Source organism: Escherichia sp. 93.1518 (assembly GCF_013368915.2).
Lineage (GTDB): Bacteria > Pseudomonadota > Gammaproteobacteria > Enterobacterales > Enterobacteriaceae > Escherichia > Escherichia ruysiae.
Genome location: NZ_JABWMT020000028.1, coordinates 1 through 21,013, shown reverse-complemented (window position 1 = coordinate 21,013; position 21,013 = coordinate 1). Strand labels below are relative to the sequence as shown.

Here is a 21,013-nt window from a genome sequence, read left to right as displayed (position 1 = left end):
TAAAAAAACGGGTTAATTGGCGCATAGAAAAAAATAAAACCACAAATAATGAGGCCGTTAATTTTTCGAGTGTGCTGACCCGGGAGTGCGTCTTGTTCCACTTTGCCAATACCGCCGTCTATCATCTGCCGCGAGGTGCGCGATGAATACGACCGCAGCCCAGACAAAATCTCTTGAGTGGCTCAATCGCCTACGCGCGAATCCGAGAATCCCCCTGATTGTTGCTGGTTCCGCTGCGGTGGCAGTGATAGTCGCGTTAATTCTGTGGGCAAAAGCCCCTGATTACCGCACGTTATTCAGCAATCTTTCCGATCAGGATGGCGGCGCAATCGTCACCCAACTGACGCAAATGAACATTCCTTACCGCTTCAGCGAAGCCAGCGGCGCGATTGAAGTTCCGGCCGATAAAGTTCACGAGTTGCGTCTGCGTCTGGCGCAGCAAGGCTTGCCTAAAGGCGGTGCTGTTGGGTTTGAGCTGCTCGATCAGGAAAAATTTGGCATCAGCCAGTTCAGCGAACAGGTGAATTATCAGCGGGCGCTGGAAGGCGAGCTTTCCCGTACCATCGAAACTATCGGCCCGGTAAAAGGAGCGCGCGTGCATCTGGCGATGCCAAAGCCCTCTTTATTTGTTCGTGAACAAAAATCTCCTTCGGCATCAGTGACGGTAAATTTGTTGCCAGGCCGCGCGCTGGATGAAGGGCAAATTAGCGCCATTGTACATCTGGTTTCCAGCGCGGTTGCTGGTCTGCCTCCGGGAAATGTCACGTTGGTGGATCAGAGTGGACATCTGTTAACCCAGTCCAACACCAGCGGACGCGATCTTAATGACGTCCAGTTGAAATATGCCAGCGATGTCGAAGGACGCATTCAGCGGCGTATTGAAGCGATTCTGTCGCCTGTTGTCGGCAACGGCAATATTCACGCCCAGGTAACGGCACAGCTGGACTTCGCCAGTAAAGAGCAAACAGAAGAACAGTATCGCCCTAACGGCAACCAATCACAGGCGGCGCTCCGCTCACGCCAGCTTAATGAGAGCGAGCAAAGCGGTTCCGGTTATCCGGGCGGCGTACCGGGTGCGTTGTCGAATCAACCAGCGCCTGCGAATAACGCACCAATCAGTACGCCTCCGGCAAATCAAAATAATCGCCAGCAGCAGGCGAGCACCACCAGCAATAGTGGGCCGCGTAGCACGCAGCGTAATGAAACCAGTAACTACGAAGTCGATCGCACCATTCGTCATACCAAGATGAACGTGGGCGATGTGCAGCGTCTGTCTGTCGCGGTAGTGGTGAATTACAAAACGTTGCCAGATGGCAAACCGTTGCCTCTCAGCACCGAACAGATGAAGCAGATTGAAGATCTGACCCGCGAAGCGATGGGCTTTTCGGAAAAACGCGGCGACTCGCTCAATGTCGTCAACTCGCCATTCAATAGCACTGACGAAAGCGGTGGAGAACTGCCGTTCTGGCAACAGCAAGCGTTTATCGATCAGTTGCTGGCTGCCGGGCGCTGGTTGCTGGTGCTGCTGGTGGCGTGGCTGCTGTGGCGTAAAGTGGTACGCCCGCAGCTAACACGTCGCGCCGAGGCGGTGAAAGCTGTGCAGCAACAGGCACAGACCCGCGAGGACGTGGAAGATGCGGTGGAAGTTCGCCTGAGCAAAGATGAACAACTGCAGCAACGCCGGGCTAACCAACGTCTGGGGGCAGAGGTAATGAGCCAGCGTATCCGTGACATGTCTGATAACGATCCGCGCGTGGTGGCGCTGGTCATTCGCCAGTGGATAAATAACGACCATGAGTAACCTGACAGGCACCGAAAAGAGCGTCATCCTGCTAATGACCATTGGCGAAGACCGGGCGGCTGAGGTATTCAAACACCTCTCCCAGCGCGAAGTGCAAACCCTGAGTGCGGCGATGGCGAACATCACGCAGATCTCCAACAAGCAGTTAACTGAAGTGCTGGCAGAGTTTGAGCAAGAAGCTGAACAGTTTGCGGCACTGAATATCAACGCCAACGATTATCTGCGTTCGGTGCTGGTCAAAGCCCTTGGTGAAGAGCGTGCCGCCAGCCTGCTGGAAGATATTCTCGAAACCCGCGATACCGCCAGCGGCATCGAAACGCTCAACTTTATGGAACCGCAGAGCGCCGCCGATCTGATTCGTGATGAGCATCCGCAGATTATCGCCACCATTCTGGTGCATCTGAAGCGCGCGCAGGCCGCCGATATTCTGGCGTTGTTCGATGAACGCCTGCGCCACGACGTGATGTTGCGTATCGCCACCTTTGGCGGCGTACAGCCTGCCGCGCTGGCGGAACTGACCGAAGTACTCAATGGCCTTCTCGACGGTCAGAATCTCAAACGCAGCAAAATGGGCGGCGTGAGAACGGCGGCCGAAATTATCAACCTGATGAAAACCCAGCAGGAAGAAGCCGTTATTACCGCCGTGCGTGAATTTGACGGCGAGCTGGCGCAGAAAATCATCGACGAGATGTTCCTGTTCGAAAATCTGGTGGATGTCGACGATCGCAGCATCCAGCGCCTGTTGCAGGAAGTGGATTCCGAATCGCTGCTGATCGCCCTGAAAGGTGCCGAGCAGCCACTGCGCGAGAAATTCCTGCGCAATATGTCGCAGCGTGCCGCCGATATTCTGCGCGACGATCTCGCCAACCGTGGTCCGGTGCGTCTGTCGCAGGTCGAGAACGAGCAGAAGGCGATTCTGCTGATTGTGCGCCGTCTTGCCGAAACCGGCGAGATGGTGATTGGCAGCGGCGAGGATACCTATGTCTGATAATCTGCCGTGGAAAACCTGGACACCGGACGATCTCGCGCCGCCGCAGGCGGAGTTTGTGCCCATGGTCGAGCCAGAAGAGATCACCCCTGAAGAGGCCGAACCCAGCCTTGAGCAGCAACTGGCGCAACTGCAAATGCAGGCCCACGAGCAAGGTTATCAGGCGGGGATTGCCGAAGGTCGCCAGCAAGGTCACGAACAAGGCTATCAGGAAGGTCTGGCCCAGGGGCTGGAACAAGGTCTGGCAGAGGCGAAGTCTCAACAAGCGCCAATTCATGCCCGGATGCAGCAACTGGTCAGCGAATTTCAAACTACCCTTGATGCGCTTGATAGTGTGATTGCTTCGCGCCTGATGCAGATGGCGCTGGAGGCAGCACGTCAGGTGATCGGTCAGACGCCAACGGTGGACAATGCGGCGTTGATTAAGCAGATCCAGCAGTTGTTACAGCAAGAACCGTTATTCAGCGGCAAACCGCAGCTGCGCGTGCACCCTGACGATCTGCAACGTATTGATGAAATGCTCGGCGCAACCTTAAGTTTGCATGGCTGGCGGTTGCGGGGCGATCCGACACTCCATCCCGGCGGCTGTAAAGTCTCCGCCGATGAAGGCGATCTCGACGCCAGTGTCGCCACTCGCTGGCAAGAACTCTGCCGTCTGGCAGCGCCGGGAGTAGTGTAATGACCACGCGCCTGACACGCTGGCTAACCACACTGGACAACTTTGAAGCCAAAATGGCGCAGTTACCTGCGGTGCGTCGCTACGGGCGATTAACCCGCGCCACCGGGCTGGTACTGGAAGCTACCGGATTGCAATTGCCGCTCGGCGCAACCTGTGTGATTGAACGCCAGAACGGCACTGAAACTCACGAAGTAGAAAGCGAAGTGGTTGGCTTTAACGGTCAACGGCTGTTTTTAATGCCTCTGGAGGAAGTGGAAGGCGTACTACCTGGCGCGCGCGTTTATGCCAAAAATATCTCCGGCGACGGCCTGCAAAGCGGCAAGCAGTTACCGCTAGGTCCGGCGTTGTTAGGTCGGGTTCTGGACGGCAGCGGTAAACCGCTCGATGGCCTGCCCTCCCCCGATACGACCGAAACCGGTGCGCTGATTACCCCGCCATTTAACCCATTGCAACGCACGCCAATTGAACATGTGCTGGACACGGGCGTGCGTCCAATCAATGCCTTGCTTACCGTCGGGCGCGGGCAGCGCATGGGACTTTTTGCCGGTTCCGGCGTCGGTAAAAGTGTGCTGCTGGGAATGATGGCGCGTTACACCCGCGCCGATGTGATTGTCGTGGGTTTGATTGGCGAGCGTGGGCGCGAAGTAAAAGATTTTATTGAGAACATCCTCGGTGCTGACGGACGTGCTCGTTCGGTGGTGATCGCCGCACCGGCAGATGTTTCTCCGCTCCTGCGAATGCAGGGTGCCGCCTATGCCACGCGTATTGCCGAGGATTTTCGCGATCGTGGTCAGCATGTGTTGCTGATTATGGATTCCCTCACCCGCTACGCGATGGCCCAGCGTGAGATTGCGCTGGCGATTGGCGAACCGCCAGCCACCAAAGGTTATCCACCGTCGGTGTTTGCCAAATTGCCGGCACTGGTCGAGCGTGCCGGAAACGGCATTAGCGGCGGCGGTTCGATTACCGCGTTTTATACCGTGCTCACCGAAGGCGATGACCAGCAGGACCCGATTGCTGACTCCGCGCGGGCAATCCTCGACGGTCACATTGTGCTGTCTCGCCGTCTTGCGGAAGCCGGGCACTATCCGGCTATCGATATTGAAGCGTCGATCAGCCGTGCAATGACGGCGTTGATCAGCGAGCAACATTATGCGCGAGTGCGCACATTCAAACAGCTGTTGTCGAGTTTTCAGCGTAATCGCGATCTGGTCAGCGTCGGCGCTTACGCCAAAGGCAGCGATCCAATGCTCGATAAAGCCATCGCCCTGTGGCCGCAGCTGGAGGGCTATTTGCAACAAGGCATTTTTGAACGCGCGGACTGGGAAGACTCTCTCCAGGGGCTGGAACGTATTTTTCCGACAGTGTGACTAAGCAGGAGATAACAGCAGATGGCAGAACATGGCGCACTGGCGACCCTGAAAGATCTGGCAGAAAAAGAGGTGGATAACGCCGCACGTCTGTTGGGTGAAATGCGTCGCGGATGTCAGCAGGCAGAAGAACAACTCAAAATGCTGATCGATTATCAGAATGAATATCGAAATAACCTCAATAGCGATATGAGTGCCGGGATGACCAGCAACCGCTGGATCAACTATCAGCAGTTTATTCAGACGCTGGAAAAAGCCATTACCCAGCATCATCAGCAACTTACGCAGTGGACACAAAAAGTTGATGTTGCCCTGAATAACTGGCGGGAGAAAAAACAACGTTTGCAGGCCTGGCAGACACTGCAGGAACGACAATCCACGGCGGCGCTGCTGGCAGAAAACCGCCTCGATCAGAAAAAGATGGATGAGTTCGCCCAGCGCGCCGCCATGAGGAAACCAGAATGATTCGCTTAGCGCCCTTGATTACCGCTGACGTTGACACCTCCGCACTGCCCGGCGGCAAAGCCAGTGATGCCGCACAAGATTTTCTCGCGTTGTTGAGCGGGGCGTTAGCAGACGCTACAACAACCGACAAAGCTGCGATCCGGTTGCAGGTGGCGACAGATAAGTCCGCGACAAAAGGCGAGTCGCTGGTCAGCGATATTCTGACCGACGCGCAACAACCGGATTTACTGATCCCTGCGAATGAAACACTGCCAGTCATCAACGACGAACAATCCACATCAACACCGTTAACCACCGCTCAGGCCATTACGCTGGCAGCGGGGTCAGACAAAAACGCAGTAAAAGACGAAAAAGCGGATGATCTGAATGAAGATGTTACCGCCAGCCTGAGTGCCCTTTTTGCGATGTTGCCAGGTTTTGACAATACGCCCAAAGTGACTGATACGCCGTCAACAGTGTTATCGACAGAGAAGCCAACGCCCTTCACAAAACTGACTCCTGCGCAACTCACCACAGCGCAGCCTGACGACGCCCCTGGCGCCCCAGCTCAGCCATTAACACCGCTGATTGCTGAAGCCCAGAGTAAAGCGGAAGTCATCAGCACGCCTTCGCCGGTGACCGCTGCCGTCAGTCCGCTAATCACTTCGCACCAGACGCAGCCACAGCCCACCGTCGCAGCGCCTGTTTTGAGTGCACCGCTGGGTTCTCACGAATGGCAACAATCCTTAAGTCAGCATATTTCGCTGTTTACCCGCCAGGGGCAACAAAGTGCCGAGCTGCGTTTGCATCCGCAGGATTTAGGCGAAGTGCAAATCTCCCTTAAGGTGGATGACAACCACGCGCAAATCCAGATGGTTTCACCGCATCAGCACGTTCGCGCCGCACTGGAAGCTGCTCTGCCAGTACTGCGAACACAACTGGCTGAAAGCGGTATTCAGTTGGGGCAGAGCAATATCAGCGGCGAGAGTTTTAACGGTCAGCAGCAGGCCGCCTCCCAGCAACAGCAAAACCCGCGCACAGCAAACCATGAACACCTGGCTGTCGAAGATGACGATGTCCTGCCGGTTCCCGCCTCTTTACAAGGGCGTGCAACAGGCAATAGCGGCGTTGATATTTTCGCCTAACGTCAGAGGTGGCACCGTAATCCACGTCTTTTCCCCGCTTTGCCGCGCTTAAGACACGGGATAATTAGCCGATAAGCAGTAGCGACACAGGAAGACCGCAACACATGACTGATTACGCGATAAGCAAGAAAAGCAAGCGATCGCTTTGGCTCCCGATCCTGGTATTCATTACTCTCGCGGCCTGTGCCAGCGCGGGTTACAGCTACTGGCATTCACGTCAGGCTGCTACTGACGACAAAGCACAGCAACGCGTCGTGCTCTCACCTGTCTTCTATGCGCTGGACACTTTTACGGTCAATCTTGGCGATGCGGATCGCGTGCTTTATATCGGCATAACGCTGCGGCTGAAAGATGAAGCCACCCGTTCGCGCCTGAGCGAGTATTTGCCGGAAGTCCGCAGTCGCTTGCTGTTACTGTTTTCGCGCCAGGATGCCGCCGTGCTGGCAACTGAAGAAGGCAAGCAAAATTTGATTGCCGCAATTAAAGCCACACTCTCCACCCCGCTTGTTGCCGGGCAACCGAAACAGGATGTCACCGACGTGCTGTATACCGCTTTTATTCTGCGATAACGACATGGGCGATAGTATTCTTTCTCAAGCTGAAATTGATGCGCTGTTGAATGGTGACAGCGAGGTCAAAGACGAACCGACAACCAGTGCTGGCGGCGAAAGTGACATTCGTCCGTACGACCCCAATACCCAACGTCGGGTTGTGCGCGAACGTTTGCAGGCGCTGGAAATCATTAATGAACGTTTTGCCCGCCATTTCCGCATGGGGCTGTTCAACCTGCTGCGCCGTAGCCCGGACATTACCGTCGGGGCGATCCGCATACAGCCGTATCATGAATTTGCCCGCAATCTGCCGGTGCCAACCAACCTGAACCTTATCCACCTGAAACCGCTGCGCGGCACCGGGCTGGTGGTGTTCTCGCCAAGTCTGGTGTTTATCGCCGTGGATAACCTGTTTGGCGGTGATGGTCGCTTCCCGACCAAAGTAGAAGGTCGTGAGTTTACGCATACCGAACAGCGCGTCATCAATCGCATGTTGAAGCTGGCGCTTGAAGGCTATAGCGACGCCTGGAAGGCGATTAATCCGCTGGAAGTGGAGTACGTGCGTTCGGAAATGCAGGTGAAATTTACCAATATCACCACCTCACCGAACGACATTGTGGTTAACACGCCTTTTCATGTCGAGATTGGCAACCTGACCGGCGAATTTAATATCTGCCTGCCATTCAGCATGATCGAGCCGCTACGGGAATTGTTGGTTAACCCGCCGCTGGAAAACTCGCGTAATGAAGATCAGAACTGGCGCGATAACCTGGTGCGTCAGGTGCAGCACTCACAGCTGGAACTGGTCGCCAACTTTGCCGATATATCGCTGCGCCTGTCGCAGATTTTGAAACTGAAACCCGGCGATGTCCTGCCGATAGAAAAACCCGATCGCATCATTGCCCATGTTGACGGCGTTCCGGTACTGACCAGCCAGTACGGCACCATCAACAGTCAGTATGCGTTACGGATAGAACATTTGATTAACCCGATTTTGAATTCTCTGAACGAGGAACAGCCCAAATGAGTGACTTAAATAATCCGGCCGATGACAACAACGGCGCAATGGACGATCTGTGGGCTGAAGCGTTGAGCGAACAAAAATCAACAAGCGGCAAAAGCGCGGCTGAAGCCGTGTTCCAGCAGCTTGGCGGCGGCGACGTCAGTGGAACATTGCAGGATATCGACCTGATTATGGATATTCCGGTTAAGCTGACCGTCGAGCTGGGTCGCACACGTATGACCATCAAAGAGCTGTTGCGTCTGACGCAAGGGTCAGTCGTGGCGCTGGACGGTCTGGCGGGCGAACCGTTGGATATTCTGATCAACGGCTATTTAATCGCCCAGGGCGAAGTGGTGGTGGTTGCCGATAAATATGGCGTGCGGATCACCGATATCATTACCCCGTCTGAGCGAATGCGCCGCCTGAGCCGTTAGTGATGAATAACCACGCCACTGTGCAATCTTCCGCGCCGGTTTCCACCGCACCGCTACTTCAGGTGAGCGGCGCACTAATCGCCATTATTGTCCTGATCCTCGCCGCTGCCTGGCTGGTAAAACGGCTGGGATTTGCCCCTAAACGCACAGGCGTTAACGGTCTGAAAATTAGCGCCAGCGCCTCGCTGGGCGCGCGTGAACGGGTCGTGGTGGTCGATGTGGACGATGCACGGCTGGTACTCGGCGTTACCGCAGGGCAAATCAATTTGCTGCATAAACTTCCCCCTTCTGCGCCAACGGAAGAGATACCACAGGCCGATTTTCAGTCGGTCATGAAAAACTTGCTCAAGCGTAGCGGGAGATCCTGATGCGTCATTTGTTGTCTGTCGCACCGGTCCTTCTCTGGCTGGTTACGCCCCTCACGTTCGCGCAACTGCCTGGTATCACCAGCCAGCCGCTACCTGGCGGAGGACAAAGCTGGTCGCTCCCGGTGCAGACACTGGTGTTCATCACCTCGTTGACGTTTATTCCGGCGATTTTACTGATGATGACCAGCTTCACCCGCATCATCATTGTTTTTGGTTTATTACGTAACGCGCTGGGAACCCCCTCCGCGCCGCCCAACCAGGTATTGCTGGGGCTGGCGCTGTTTTTGACCTTTTTTATTATGTCTCCGGTGATCGACAAAATTTATGTCGATGCATACCAGCCATTCAGCGAAGAAAAAATCTCCATGCAGGAGACGCTGGAAAAAGGAGCGCAGCCGCTGCGTGAATTTATGCTGCGTCAGACCCGCGAGGCGGATTTAGGGTTGTTTGCCAGACTGGCGAATACTGGCCCGTTGCAGGGACCGGAGGCTGTGCCGATGCGCATTTTGCTCCCGGCCTACGTGACCAGCGAGCTGAAAACCGCATTCCAGATAGGCTTCACGATTTTCATTCCTTTTTTGATTATCGACCTGGTGATTGCCAGCGTTTTGATGGCGTTGGGGATGATGATGGTGCCTCCAGCCACCATTGCGCTGCCCTTTAAACTTATGCTGTTTGTGCTGGTGGATGGCTGGCAATTACTTGTCGGTTCGCTGGCGCAAAGCTTTTACAGCTAGAGAGGCAAAATGACACCCGAATCGGTCATGATGATGGGGACAGAAGCGATGAAAGTCGCGCTGGCGCTGGCTGCCCCGCTGCTGCTGGTGGCGCTGGTCACTGGCCTTATCATCAGCATTTTGCAGGCTGCCACGCAGATTAACGAAATGACGTTGTCGTTTATTCCGAAAATCATCGCCGTATTTATCGCCATTATTATTGCCGGACCGTGGATGCTCAATCTGTTGCTGGATTACGTCCGCACCTTGTTCACTAACCTGCCGTATATCATCGGGTAGCCGTGCTATGTTGCAGGTGACGAGCGATCAATGGCTTTCCTGGCTAAGTCTGTACTTCTGGCCGTTACTGCGCGTGCTGGCGCTCATTTCTACCGCGCCCATTTTGAGTGAACGCAGCGTGCCGAAACGGGTGAAACTGGGTCTCGCAATGATGATCACGTTCGCCATAGCTCCGGCATTACCTGCCAACGATGTTCCCATTTTTTCGTTTTATGCCCTCTGGCTGGCAATGCAGCAGATCCTGATTGGCATTGCGCTTGGCTTTACCATGCAATTTGCTTTCGCCGCTGTACGAACCGCAGGCGAAATTATCGGTCTGCAAATGGGGCTGTCATTTGCGACGTTTGTGGATCCTGGTAGCCATCTCAATATGCCCGTCTTAGCACGCATCATGGATATGCTGGCGCTACTGCTGTTCCTGACATTTAACGGTCATTTATGGTTGATTTCGCTGCTGGTCGATACCTTTCACACCCTGCCGATTGGCGGTGAACCGCTTAACAGCAATGTGTTTCTGGCACTCACCAAAGCGGGAAGTTTGATTTTCCTCAACGGATTTATGCTCGCATTACCGCTTATTACCCTGCTGCTGACGCTGAATCTGGCGCTGGGATTACTTAATCGTATGGCTCCGCAATTATCAATATTCGTTATCGGTTTTCCATTAACTCTGACAGTCGGCATTTCATTAATGGCAGCATTAATGCCGCTAATTGCTCCATTTTGCGAACATTTATTTAGTGAAATTTTTAATTTACTGGCAGATATTATTAGCGAATTTCCAGCAATATGATTCCGTAATGTTTATCGTGTTATCCTAAGGATTATCTGAAAAATAAAATCAGACAACATCTTCCAGGATACTCCTGTAGCGAAATATTTGTTTTAAGCTCACTCACATATCGCAACATTTACTTTACTTTAAGACAATTCCAGGCAAATTATACAACACTTTACGGGATAGTAAGTCCGCCTGAAAAATCGCGAGAGTGGCGCATTAGGTGACCCATGTTGTTCCGTTTAGTCATGATGAAATATTCAGGTAAGGGGAATTATCGTTACGCATTGAGTGAGGGTATGCCATGTCAACGATTATTATGGATTTATGTAGTTACACCCGACTAGGTTTAACCGGGTATCTGTTGAGTAGAGGGGTTAAAAAAAGAGAAATCAACGACATCGAAACCGTTGATGACCTTGCCATCGCTTGTGATTCACAGCGCCCTTCAGTGGTGTTTATTAATGAGGACTGTTTTATCCACGATACTTCTAACAGTCAGCGCATCAAGCACATCATTAATCAACATCCCAATACGTTATTTATCGTTTTTATGGCGATTGCCAACGTTCATTTTGATGAATATCTGTTGGTCAGAAAAAATTTATTGATCAGTTCCAAATCGATTAAACCGGAATCTCTCGATGATATCCTTGGCGATATTCTGAAAAAAGAGACAACGATGGCCACTGTTTTAAATATGCCGACGTTATCATTGAGCCGAACCGAATCGAGTATGTTGCGAATGTGGATGGCAGGTCAGGGAACCATTCAAATCTCCGACCAAATGAATATCAAAGCCAAGACTGTTTCATCTCATAAAGGCAATATTAAACGTAAGATCAAAACGCATAATAAACAGGTTATCTATCATGTCGTCCGACTGACGGATAATGTGACTAATGGTATTTTTGTCAACATGCGCTAACACATTCTGACTGGTGGTTTCCCACCAGTCAGGCTGAATGAAATTACTCTGCTTTCTCCACAAAGATACCGTCCTGATGCCCTGCCTCATTAAAGAACCAGATGCCGAGCGGGTAGTCTTCCAGCGAAACCAGGTACATTGTGCCTTCACTAAACTCCTCAACTGCCAGTACCACGCCAGGACGACGCGGACCGCCATCCGTTTTGACTGTTACCCGATCATTCACCTTCATCATTTTCCTCCTGTGGCTTTGTGCCAGTGTAGAACAATTTCGTTTTTCTGGCAGCGTCGGGCGCGCACGAGTGCTGATTTTCTCGACGGTCTATACTTAAGAGATGCCTGGCTAACATAACGGTCGGCAGCAACAAATGAGTAACGGTTGCGAGGAAAGATGATGAAGACCGCAAAAGAGTACAGCGATACCGCAAAACGAGAGGTCAGCGTCGATGTCGATGCCCTGCTGGCGGCGATCAATGAAATTAGCGAAAGCGAAGTTCATCGCAGCCAGAGCGATTCAGAACACGTCAGCGTTGATGGGCGTGAATATCATACATGGCGTGAATTAGCAGATGCCTTTGAGCTGGATATCCATGACTTTAGCGTCTCGGAAGTGAACCGCTAAATGTAACATAAAAAAATCCCGACCCTTGTGGGGGTCGGGATGAAACTTGCTTAAGCAAGAAGCACTTAAAAAATTCGTTACACCAGGAAATCTGATGTGTTCATCACCTTATCTGCAATTTTTTTCGCTGACAAGGAAATATTCTTTGTGTGAATGATTAATGTCATTAATGAATGGATCTGTGACCTTCGTCACCCCTTACGGGCTCTGCTACGAGCGGGATCGCTCCCGAAAAATGATTAAAGACAAATCGTGCTATTTTGAGAAACATCCTGGTAAAGGGAGTATGCGCTACCATGCTTTCAATTCAACAACCACTGCTAATTTTCACCGACCTCGATGGCACCCTGTTAGATAGTCACAGTTATGACTGGCAGCCTGCCGCTCCCTGGCTAAACCGTTTACGGGAAGCAGGTGTGCCTGTGATTCTCTGTAGCAGTAAAACGTCGGCGGAAATGCTGTACCTGCAAAAAAACGTAGGGCTACAAGGTTTGCCGCTGATTGCCGAAAACGGCGCGGTGATCCAACTGGATCATCAATGGCAAGATATCGACGGTTTTCCCCGGATCATCTCGGGCATTGCCCATAGTGAAATCAGTCTGGTGTTGAATACGCTGCGCGAGAAAGAACATTTCAAATTCACCACCTTTGATGATGTCGATGATACAACCATTGCGGAATGGACGGGATTAAGCCGCAGCCAGGCGGCGCTGACGCAGTTGCATGAAGCCTCAGTCACGCTCATCTGGCGCGACAGTGACGAGCGGATGGCTCAATTTACCGCTCGTCTGAACGAGCTAGGATTACAGTTTGTACAAGGTGCGCGCTTCTGGCATGTGCTGGATGCCTCTGCCGGAAAAGATCAGGCGGCTAACTGGATCATCGCGATATATCAACAATCAGGTGGAAAACGTCCGACGACGCTCGGCTTAGGCGATGGTCCAAATGATGCCCCCTTACTGGAGGTGATGGATTACGCAGTCATTGTGAAAGGGCTAAACCGGGAAGGTGTTCATCTGCAAAATGAGAACCCTGCCCGGGTCTGGCGAACGCAGCGAGAAGGACCGGAAGGCTGGCGCGAAGGACTGGATCACTTTTTCACCGCTCGTTAAGCGTTATCGCTCGCAAAGACCCGATTACGCCCTGCCTGTTTAGCGAGATAAAGCCGACGATCGGCAAGCGACTGTAATTGTTCAAAATCATAATCACCGGTTTCCTCGCTGCTGCTCACCCCCAACGAAGCACTAATGCGGATGGTTTTGCTCTTGGCAATCAACATCTCTTTTTCATTCAGCTTCAGACGAATGCGTTCGGCAACTTCTTTTGCCTGCTCCAGGTTAGCGCCCGGCAGAATCACACAAAACTCCTCGCCGCCAACTCGTCCGGCAACATCCTGGGCTCGCAATGAACGGCTAATTAATCCGGCGGCATGTGACAACACACGATCGCCCGCCTGGTGACCAAAGCGGTCATTAATCGCTTTAAAATGGTCAAGGTCGACCTGAATAACAGAAAAAGGATGCTTATGTGTCTGGCACAATTTAGCAAGCGGGCGCGCTTTTTCGAACAGTGCTCCACGGTTATACATGCGGGTTAAGGTGTCGTGCCACGCCTGCCATTGCAGCGAACTTTGCAGGACAAACATATTGCTTACCATCTGGCGGATCACATACCAGGAGATAAGTAGCATGGTGGTGAAGAGCGCCCACAGCAAGGTTAATGCAATGCTTATGCTGCCGAAATCTCCACGTACGCCTTCACTAAGCGTATGGATACGCACTAATACGCCATCGAAATGATCCAGCCGTTCCCAGCTAACATAGCGGCTGTTCATCCGAATCCCACCGCGCGTATCGTGTTCAATGTCCTGCGCAAGTGATGCCAGTTCACGAGGGTCAAAGAGATCTTCGCCAGGATGGTCCGGGTTGGACGAGGTCAATAATTTCAGTTTGCTGTCATAGAGTTGATATTCGCCATCGAGATTTTTATCGATAGCATTCTGTAAAAATTGCTGCATTGAACGCACGGGAATACTCATCCCCAATACGCCATACCAGTAATTATTGTTGTCGACCGGCACGCTTACAGTGACCTGTGGCTCTGTAGCATTGTTATGCTCATGCTGAGAGGTAAACCAACGCACCGCGCGTTGACGGTTTTCTCGTTGTGAATGACCGATAAACCAGGGTTGGGTGACAAATTCGTAGTAACGCCCAGGCACATTGCGAATAAATAGCGTCGGCTGCGTTGAAACGTAAAATCCGGCGCGCGAGACATACATCGCCTGTTCAACCATTGATGAGGAGTTGTGCGCCAGGCGTAGTAAGTAACCGACTTCCAGCGCGGCGGTAATTTCATTATCCAGGGATTCATTTTCGCGGGAAAGCAGACTCCCCTCGCTGACTAAGGCATCCGAAACGCCGTTTACTGGCAAGGTGCGCCGTCTGTTGAGTTCTATCTGCCAGGCATGTTCATCGCGACGTTGTTCAAACTCGGTAACGGCATTGCGCAGAGAGGTGAAATCGAGCGGCGCAACGAGAGCTTCACGCATCCCGTTACGTAAAAACAATAATTTATCAACGTTATATTGCAGTTGTTTATCAAGCGCGTTGGCAACATTTTCCAGATGGTTACGCTGGCTTGAAATATAGGCATCTTCCAGAACCACCACTTCACGCCAGGTGAGTAACGTTGAGAAGATCAACACCACAATAAAGCAGAGATTAACGACATGACCAGGCCCCAGGCGGCGCGCGAGTTTTTTCAGCCAGCTCTGGTTTTCCATTTCTGTCTCGTGCTGCACCCTGACGACTCCCAACCTGCTTTCTTATGATTCTGGCATAACCTGGCGATAACGTACCGCCAAACAGCAATAATTTTATAATGTTGCCATGATAAGACGCATCAGGCATTCAATGCAGACGCTGGCACAACAGCCGGATGCGGCATGAATGCCTTATCCGGCCTACTTTTGATTCTACCGCCAGACATCGATTATTTTTATAACCCAGGCATGATAAGACTAGCCAGCGTCGCATCAGACATTCAATGCAGACGCTGCACAACAGCCGGATGCGGCATGAAAGCCTTATCCGGACTGGTGTTAATTATACGCTTTCAGGCTTCTTCCGGCGAACGACGCATCTCCCCCGGAACAAGCTCAGTTTCATGAAAGGCTTCCCGTTTGACACCGTAACCGTCATACCAGCGACACTCAACCATGCCGCTGGAATACCCAGTAACAATCATCTTCGGGCCGCCCTCTTTGACCGTCACTTCCTCACTAACCACAAAGCTCATACTCGCCTCCTTTTTTCGAGTGAAACTTGTTCACCTTAGTCGAGAATGGCGAATTTTGCATAATAGCTAATGAGAATATTAATGTGCCTGACTGCGCAATTTTGCTATCGTTTTCACTCCCAACACGACGATACCACCGATGATAAAACCAAGAATCAGATTTAAAACAGTCGGTAATATCATTGCGACCAGTGCACTCTGCTGCCCGGCGAAATGTTCAATCGCATGATGCAGCGGCGCGATGCCATGTATCACAATGCCGCCACCAACCAGGAACATCGCCAGTGTGCCGACGATCGATAACGCTTTCATCAGCCAGGGGGCGATAATCAATAGCCCCTTACCCAATGCTTGCATAACCGTACTGGATTTTTCCGCCAGCCAGTAGCCCAGATCATCAATCTTAACGATGATACCCACCAGACCATAAACCCCCACGGTAACCACCAGTGCGATCCCTGAAAGTACCAGCACCTGATTAAGCAGCGGCGCTTCCGCCACAATCCCCAGCGTGATGGCGACGATTTCCGCAGACAAAATAAAATCGGTACGAATCGCCCCTTTTATTTTGTCCTTTTCAAACTTCAGCGGATCTTGCGCCGCCAGCGCCTCCAGACGCTGCTGACTCTGCGCCGGATCATCTTTGTGCTTACGCGCCTCCAGCATATGCAGCACCTTCTCTACCCCTTCAAAGCAGAGAAATGCGCCGCCAATCATCAACAGTGGCGTAATCGCCCATGGGATAAAAGCACTGATGATCAGCGCCAGCGGCACCAGAATCACTTTGTTGATAAGCGATCCCTTCGCCACGCCCCAGACCACGGGCAACTCCCGATTGGCACGCACACCTGAAACTTGCTGCGCATTGAGCGACAAGTCATCCCCTAATACACCGGCGGTTTTCTTCGCCGCCAGCTTGCCCATCACGGAGATATCGTCCAGCAAAGTGGCGATATCATCGAGCAATGTCAGTAAACTACTCCCGGCCAAAAGCATTCCCTCTCATTTTTATCGTTGACGCGCTAAGTATGAAGCAAAATCAGCCCGGCTGATACTTGCTTCACAGGTCAACATTTTTTTAACAATCAAACGCAATTATATCTCTCGCCAGCGAAATGATTTTCACGTTTACTATGAACCGGCTTTTTATTTCCATCGTGAGGGATTATGCGTTTCCGCCAGTTGTTACCGCTTTTTGGCGCGCTGTTTGCGTTGTATATCATTTGGGGCTCAACCTATTTTGTCATTCGGATTGGGGTTGAAAGCTGGCCACCGTTAATGATGGCGGGCGTGCGGTTTCTGGCTGCCGGTATTTTATTAATGGCCTTTTTACTGCTGCGTGGGCACAAACTGCCGCCACTGCGTCCTCTGCTTAATGCCGCGTTGATTGGTTTATTACTGCTTGCTGTCGGTAACGGTATGGTAACGGTGGCTGAGCATCAAAATGTTCCCTCCGGCATTGCCGCCGTAGTGGTGGCAACAGTACCTCTCTTTACTCTCTGTTTCAGCCGCCTGTTTGGCATTAAAACGCGCAAGCTGGAATGGGTGGGTATCGCCATTGGGCTTGCCGGAATCATCATGCTCAATAGCGGCGGTAATTTAAGCGGCAATCCGTGGGGCGCGATTCTGATTTTGATCGGTTCTGTGAGTTGGGCGTTTGGTTCGGTTTATGGCTCGCGCATTACCCTACCAGTAGGCATGATGGCGGGCGCCATTGAGATGCTGGCGGCAGGCGTGGTGTTAATGATCGCGTCGATGATTGCAGGTGAAAAACTGACGGCGCTCCCTTCTCTTTCGGGCTTCCTTGCGGTCGGATATCTGGCGCTGTTCGGCTCGATCATCGCCATCAATGCTTATATGTATTTAATCCGCAATGTCAGCCCGGCTCTGGCTACCAGCTACGCATACGTTAATCCGGTTGTAGCGGTATTGCTGGGTACAGGGCTGGGTGGCGAAACGCTATCGCGGATTGAATGGCTGGCGCTGGGCGTAATTGTCTTCGCTGTGGTGCTGGTCACGTTGGGAAAATATCTCTTCCCTGCAAAACCCGTTGTCGCGCCAGTCATTCAGGACGCATCACGCGAGTAGATGAATCCCCAGAGTGTCGATCTGCGCGCTGGCGCCCTCGCCGCAGATCCACTCTTCCAGACGCTCGGCAAGCGCCGCATCCGTCAACTTCTCCCGTCCGCGTAACGCACACTCCCAGATAATCAATACACGCCAACCCGATTCCTGTAAGCGGCTAATGTCCCGCTTGTCACGCGTTACATTCTTGCCAATCTTCTCCAGCCAGAACTCAGTGCGTGTAGCAGGCACTTTAAACAGATAGCAGTGATGATGATGCCAGAAACAGCCATGCGTAAATATCACACAGCGATACTCATCGAGGACAAAATCCGGGCGTCCTGGCAGACTGGCATCCTGAACACGAAACGCCAGCCCCTGCTCGGTTAATAAGCTGGCGAGACGTTTCTCGATTGCCGTATCGCGCGTGGCAATCGCGCGCATATTTTTGCTACGCGTGGCCTTATCGTGAACGTCGGTCATGTTGTGCCTCTTGCTGACGCAACGCCACCGCCTGTTTGATTTTTGGCTCAAGCAATTTTGCCACTGCAGCAAATACCGGAACTACCACCGAGTTGCCGAACTGGCGATAGGCCTGAGTGTCAGAAACCGGAATGCGAAATTTTGCTTCATGGGGTGCTTCAAAGCCCATCAAACGTGCGCATTCTCGAGGCGTTAACCGACGTGGACGATGTTGCTGATTCTGCGGATCGTCAAAGTCTTTCTCACCTGTCGCCATATCCCAGCCGCGATCGATTAAAATTTCCGCACCATCTTTGTAATAACGGGCAGAAAGCGTACGTGTAACACTCTGTGGGTTGTTCGGATAAACCATTCCGTAACCGAAGCCGTTTCCGCGCGCCTGATGCTTTTTCGCATAACGATAGAGGTACTTCCACAGTACCGGCGTCAGGATATATTTCGCTTCAACAACCGGATCCAGTAACTGCGCCAGCGTAATACGTTGTGCCGGATAACAGTCACTAATATCCCGCAAGGTGAAATCAGCTTTCAAATTCAGATCGCGACGAAAGCCCACCAGCACGATGCGTTCACGGTGCTGCGGCAGAAAATGTTTGCCGTCGATGATTTTCGGATCGTCCGGGCCATTATCTTCGGCATCGGCTACGTCATAGCCCAGTTCATCCAGCGTCTGCATGATGATACGGAATGTTTTGCCCTGGTCGTGGCTTTTCAGGTTTTTGACGTTTTCAAGCACAAATATCGCCGGACGACGGGCATTGATGATACGCACTACATCAAAGAACAGCGTACCCTGGGTATCGCAAGCAAAACCGTGCGCACGACCAAGTGAGTTCTTTTTCGATACGCCAGCCAGTGAAAACGGCTGGCAAGGAAAACCGGCCAATAAAACATCATGTTCAGGAATGTGCTGACGAATATGTTCTGCCGCTGCTTTATCGCTGACGCCCTCTTTATGGCTCAGAGTGATGTCGCGGATATCTTCATTAAAGTGATGCGTCGCCGGGTCGCAATAATGGTTAGCTTTGTAGGTGCGCACCGCATGTTTATTCCACTCGCTGGTAAACACGCACTGACCGCCTATCGATTCAAAACCGCGACGGATGCCACCAATACCGGCAAAGAGATCGATAAAGCGAAACGCATAATGCGGATGATGTGCTGGCGGTTTGGGTAACAACGTTTGCAAATGGGCGAACTCTTTTTCACTCAAACGATGCCACACCGAGTCGTTAGCCAGCGCACGTTTTAAAATCGCCGGACTCCAGTGGTTTTCTCCCACGCCATTAAGTTGCGCTACCAGCGTTTTTACATCATAAATTTGCAGCAGTTTCTCCAGCATTGCCTGTGCGGCATTCCCGGTGCTGTATGAATCGGTTACTGATATATTTTCCTGCATAGATTTAACCGGCCATCTGAGATGGTCGACAGGTTAACATAATTACTTCTGTTTAGGGCTACGCGGTCAGTCAGCCGGCGAAAACGCATCAATCACCGCATGATCCACACCTTCATTCTCGCCCGCCAGTTCGGCACTGAGCTTAGCCATAAACTCCACCAGAAAACGGGCATTATGTTGTGCCAGCAGTTTACCTTTTGCCGTTTGCATAGTTTGCGGTAGTTTCAGCAACTTCGTCTGGAAATGATCCAGCGCGTAGCGTTTATCATCGAGCGGGCGACGTTGCGCGAACGGATCTTCACCGTCAAACAGCGCCACCCCCAATGAGCCTGAAACTGCAAACACGCGCGCCAGACCTATCGCACCTAATGCTTCCAGCCGGTCTGCATCCTGCACGATTTTGGCTTCCACCGTTAAAGGCGTAATTTGCGCGCTGAAACTGTGTGCCGCGATGGCATGGCAAATGGCGTCTATTTTCTCTGGCGGAAAATCAGCAAATTCCGCACTTAAAATGCGACGCGTCTCTTCTGCTGCCAGTAATGAGGAACGCTGCCGTTGCGGATGATTTTTCGCCAGACTCACGACATCATGAAAATAACAGGCGGTTAAAATGACCAGCATATCGACGTCTTCATCTGCCGCCAGTTTCTGCGCTGTCGCCCAGACGCGACGAAAATGACACAGGTCATGAGCCGCGTCCTGGTGTGTATGATGGTTTTTCAACCAACGTTCAAATTGTGCCTGCCAGTGTTGTAAGTTCATACGCGCTCCGCTGCCAAAGGGTCGCAACCTTAGCAGTTTTTACTCATAGCGTCTGCTTCGCGCAGGCCGTGGTCGGGTGTACCAGGCAATACCACCTAACAATGCCCCGACCATGGCCATAAATAAAAATCCCACTAACGCACCTAACCACTTTCCCGCAGTTGAACCTAAATCACTTTCAAATCCTGACACGGGGGCATCGGGGATCCGACTCATTACCCAGATGTAACGCGCCATCGCCCAGACAAAATAGCCACACCATGTATAGAAAGCCCATAAAGCCAGTTTGCCGCCAGGGCTGCGAGAGAGTCTTTCTTCCATTGTTGTCGAACCATGCTCCATATTAAGTTAAACCGGAAAATTCAGACTTCATGTTGTTATGTGATAAAGGTCACATTTTTCCACATTAGATGAGCCAGTCAAGACTCACTCATTTTTTGAACAAATAGATGATTTTTGTTCAATGGCAATAATTACTGGAAAAACAGTCATAAAAAATTTTATTTAACTTTGATCGTGGTTTTATTAATTCACTAATTCAATATATTAGCGAGGAATACAATTATACCTTTTTTGTTTTCTGTGTCATGATAACTCCGTTATTAGCCTTTTATCGTCTTGTTTATATTTTTGAGCCGGCATGAAGCCGGCTTTTTTTTATGCCATTTTATAATGTGCGCAAGATCACACTCGAGTTTTAGCGAAACAATCATTGACTCAATCCATTCTTATAAAAAACCAATAACTATTTGATATAAACCCATAAATCCTATGAATGCTTGTATTTACAATTCATAATCTTGAATTATATTAAATAGATTAGAAACATTTTGAAATATTTTAAATACATTTGTTACATGTAATCTTTAAAATAAAAT

General features: G+C 51.5%; 25 protein-coding genes. 17 read left to right on the top strand and 8 right to left on the bottom strand.

Annotated elements, in window-relative coordinates; genetic code table 11:
- Window positions 1-142: 142 nt before the first annotated feature.
- The 14 genes from fliF to rcsA all read left to right on the top strand — a co-directional run bounded on the left by fliF (window position 143) and on the right by rcsA (window position 11,505).
- Window positions 143-1,801, top strand: a complete 1,659-nt coding sequence (gene fliF / locus HEN21_RS17945) for a flagellar basal-body MS-ring/collar protein FliF (protein WP_176252128.1) — start codon at window positions 143-145, stop codon at window positions 1,799-1,801.
- A complete protein-coding gene (gene fliG / locus HEN21_RS17940) occupies window positions 1,794-2,789 on the top strand; it encodes a flagellar motor switch protein FliG (RefSeq protein ID WP_000067965.1) in 996 nt (331 codons plus the stop codon). Before fliF ends, fliG begins: the two co-directional genes overlap by 8 nt.
- The gene (gene fliH, locus HEN21_RS17935) at window positions 2,782-3,468 is read left to right on the top strand and encodes a flagellar assembly protein FliH (protein ID WP_176252129.1); all 687 of its coding nucleotides are present in this window, start codon (window positions 2,782-2,784) and stop codon (window positions 3,466-3,468) included. Before fliG ends, fliH begins: the two co-directional genes overlap by 8 nt.
- Entirely contained in the window at window positions 3,468-4,838 is a 1,371-nt protein-coding gene (gene fliI, locus HEN21_RS17930; protein ID WP_000213312.1) for a flagellar protein export ATPase FliI, read from the top strand. The genes fliH and fliI overlap by 1 nt, the downstream gene beginning before the upstream one ends.
- 21 nt (window positions 4,839-4,859) lie before the next feature.
- Window positions 4,860-5,303, top strand: a complete 444-nt coding sequence (fliJ, locus tag HEN21_RS17925) for a flagellar export protein FliJ (RefSeq protein WP_000807573.1) — start codon at window positions 4,860-4,862, stop codon at window positions 5,301-5,303.
- Window positions 5,300-6,427 (top strand): flagellar hook-length control protein FliK, encoded by a 1,128-nt coding sequence (locus HEN21_RS17920; protein WP_176252130.1) that lies wholly within the window; start codon window positions 5,300-5,302, stop codon window positions 6,425-6,427. The genes fliJ and HEN21_RS17920 overlap by 4 nt, the downstream gene beginning before the upstream one ends.
- Window positions 6,428-6,531: 104 nt before the next feature.
- Window positions 6,532-6,996, top strand: coding sequence for a flagellar basal body-associated protein FliL (gene fliL / locus HEN21_RS17915; RefSeq protein ID WP_176252131.1), 465 nt, complete (start codon window positions 6,532-6,534; stop codon window positions 6,994-6,996).
- A gap of 4 nt (window positions 6,997-7,000) precedes the next feature.
- Window positions 7,001-8,005: a flagellar motor switch protein FliM gene (fliM, locus tag HEN21_RS17910; protein ID WP_010351026.1), complete on the top strand. Its 1,005-nt coding sequence runs from the start codon at window positions 7,001-7,003 to the stop codon at window positions 8,003-8,005.
- A complete protein-coding gene (fliN, locus tag HEN21_RS17905) occupies window positions 8,002-8,415 on the top strand; it encodes a flagellar motor switch protein FliN (protein WP_001281689.1) in 414 nt (137 codons plus the stop codon). Before fliM ends, fliN begins: the two co-directional genes overlap by 4 nt.
- Before the next feature lie 2 nt (window positions 8,416-8,417).
- Window positions 8,418-8,783: a flagellar biosynthetic protein FliO gene (gene fliO / locus HEN21_RS17900; protein WP_010351023.1), complete on the top strand. Its 366-nt coding sequence runs from the start codon at window positions 8,418-8,420 to the stop codon at window positions 8,781-8,783.
- Complete coding sequence (gene fliP, locus HEN21_RS17895; protein WP_176252132.1) at window positions 8,783-9,520, top strand: flagellar type III secretion system pore protein FliP; 738 nt, start codon at window positions 8,783-8,785, stop codon at window positions 9,518-9,520. Before fliO ends, fliP begins: the two co-directional genes overlap by 1 nt.
- 9 nt (window positions 9,521-9,529) lie before the next feature.
- Window positions 9,530-9,799, top strand: coding sequence for a flagellar biosynthesis protein FliQ (fliQ, locus tag HEN21_RS17890; protein ID WP_000187358.1), 270 nt, complete (start codon window positions 9,530-9,532; stop codon window positions 9,797-9,799).
- 7 nt (window positions 9,800-9,806) lie between these two features.
- Entirely contained in the window at window positions 9,807-10,592 is a 786-nt protein-coding gene (fliR, locus tag HEN21_RS17885; protein WP_021550944.1) for a flagellar biosynthetic protein FliR, read from the top strand.
- A gap of 289 nt (window positions 10,593-10,881) precedes the next feature.
- Window positions 10,882-11,505: a transcriptional regulator RcsA gene (gene rcsA / locus HEN21_RS17880; RefSeq protein ID WP_000104005.1), complete on the top strand. Its 624-nt coding sequence runs from the start codon at window positions 10,882-10,884 to the stop codon at window positions 11,503-11,505.
- Between the two features lie 43 nt (window positions 11,506-11,548).
- Here rcsA and dsrB read toward each other — a convergent pair whose 3' ends face one another.
- Window positions 11,549-11,737, bottom strand: coding sequence for a protein DsrB (dsrB, locus tag HEN21_RS17875; protein WP_000867217.1), 189 nt, complete (start codon window positions 11,735-11,737; stop codon window positions 11,549-11,551).
- A 162-nt stretch (window positions 11,738-11,899) separates the two neighbouring features.
- Here dsrB and yodD point away from each other — a divergent pair, with 162 nt between their 5' ends.
- Entirely contained in the window at window positions 11,900-12,127 is a 228-nt protein-coding gene (yodD, locus tag HEN21_RS17870; protein WP_010346997.1) for a peroxide/acid resistance protein YodD, read from the top strand.
- Between the two features lie 296 nt (window positions 12,128-12,423).
- Window positions 12,424-13,239 carry a mannosyl-3-phosphoglycerate phosphatase-related protein gene (locus tag HEN21_RS17865; protein WP_016158465.1) on the top strand — a complete coding sequence of 272 codons (816 nt, stop codon included), beginning with the start codon at window positions 12,424-12,426 and terminating at the stop codon, window positions 13,237-13,239.
- Here the strand turns inward: HEN21_RS17865 and dgcQ are convergent.
- The 3 genes from dgcQ to HEN21_RS17850 all read right to left on the bottom strand — a co-directional run bounded on the left by dgcQ (window position 13,236) and on the right by HEN21_RS17850 (window position 16,423).
- A complete protein-coding gene (gene dgcQ, locus HEN21_RS17860) occupies window positions 13,236-14,930 on the bottom strand; it encodes a cellulose biosynthesis regulator diguanylate cyclase DgcQ (protein WP_010356097.1) in 1,695 nt (564 codons plus the stop codon). The genes HEN21_RS17865 and dgcQ overlap by 4 nt on opposite strands.
- Window positions 14,931-15,244: 314 nt before the next feature.
- The gene (locus tag HEN21_RS17855; protein WP_000011631.1) at window positions 15,245-15,427 is read right to left on the bottom strand and encodes a YodC family protein; all 183 of its coding nucleotides are present in this window, start codon (window positions 15,425-15,427) and stop codon (window positions 15,245-15,247) included.
- Window positions 15,428-15,505: 78 nt separating this feature from the next.
- Window positions 15,506-16,423: a DUF808 domain-containing protein gene (locus tag HEN21_RS17850; protein ID WP_000922670.1), complete on the bottom strand. Its 918-nt coding sequence runs from the start codon at window positions 16,421-16,423 to the stop codon at window positions 15,506-15,508.
- A 171-nt stretch (window positions 16,424-16,594) separates the two neighbouring features.
- Here HEN21_RS17850 and yedA point away from each other — a divergent pair, with 171 nt between their 5' ends.
- A complete protein-coding gene (gene yedA, locus HEN21_RS17845) occupies window positions 16,595-17,515 on the top strand; it encodes a drug/metabolite exporter YedA (protein ID WP_001212254.1) in 921 nt (306 codons plus the stop codon).
- Here the strand turns inward: yedA and HEN21_RS17840 are convergent.
- The 4 genes from HEN21_RS17840 to drpB all read right to left on the bottom strand — a co-directional run bounded on the left by HEN21_RS17840 (window position 17,504) and on the right by drpB (window position 20,456).
- Window positions 17,504-17,974: a very short patch repair endonuclease gene (locus HEN21_RS17840; protein ID WP_000132886.1), complete on the bottom strand. Its 471-nt coding sequence runs from the start codon at window positions 17,972-17,974 to the stop codon at window positions 17,504-17,506. The two genes, yedA and HEN21_RS17840, sit on opposite strands and share 12 nt — an antisense overlap.
- Complete coding sequence (gene dcm, locus HEN21_RS17835) at window positions 17,955-19,373, bottom strand: DNA-cytosine methyltransferase (RefSeq protein ID WP_001157278.1); 1,419 nt, start codon at window positions 19,371-19,373, stop codon at window positions 17,955-17,957. Before dcm ends, HEN21_RS17840 begins: the two co-directional genes overlap by 20 nt.
- Window positions 19,374-19,439: 66 nt before the next feature.
- The gene (locus HEN21_RS17830; protein ID WP_176252133.1) at window positions 19,440-20,135 is read right to left on the bottom strand and encodes a phosphohydrolase; all 696 of its coding nucleotides are present in this window, start codon (window positions 20,133-20,135) and stop codon (window positions 19,440-19,442) included.
- Between the two features lie 39 nt (window positions 20,136-20,174).
- A complete protein-coding gene (drpB, locus tag HEN21_RS17825; protein ID WP_016231791.1) occupies window positions 20,175-20,456 on the bottom strand; it encodes a cell division protein DrpB in 282 nt (93 codons plus the stop codon).
- Window positions 20,457-21,013 lie beyond the last annotated feature (557 nt).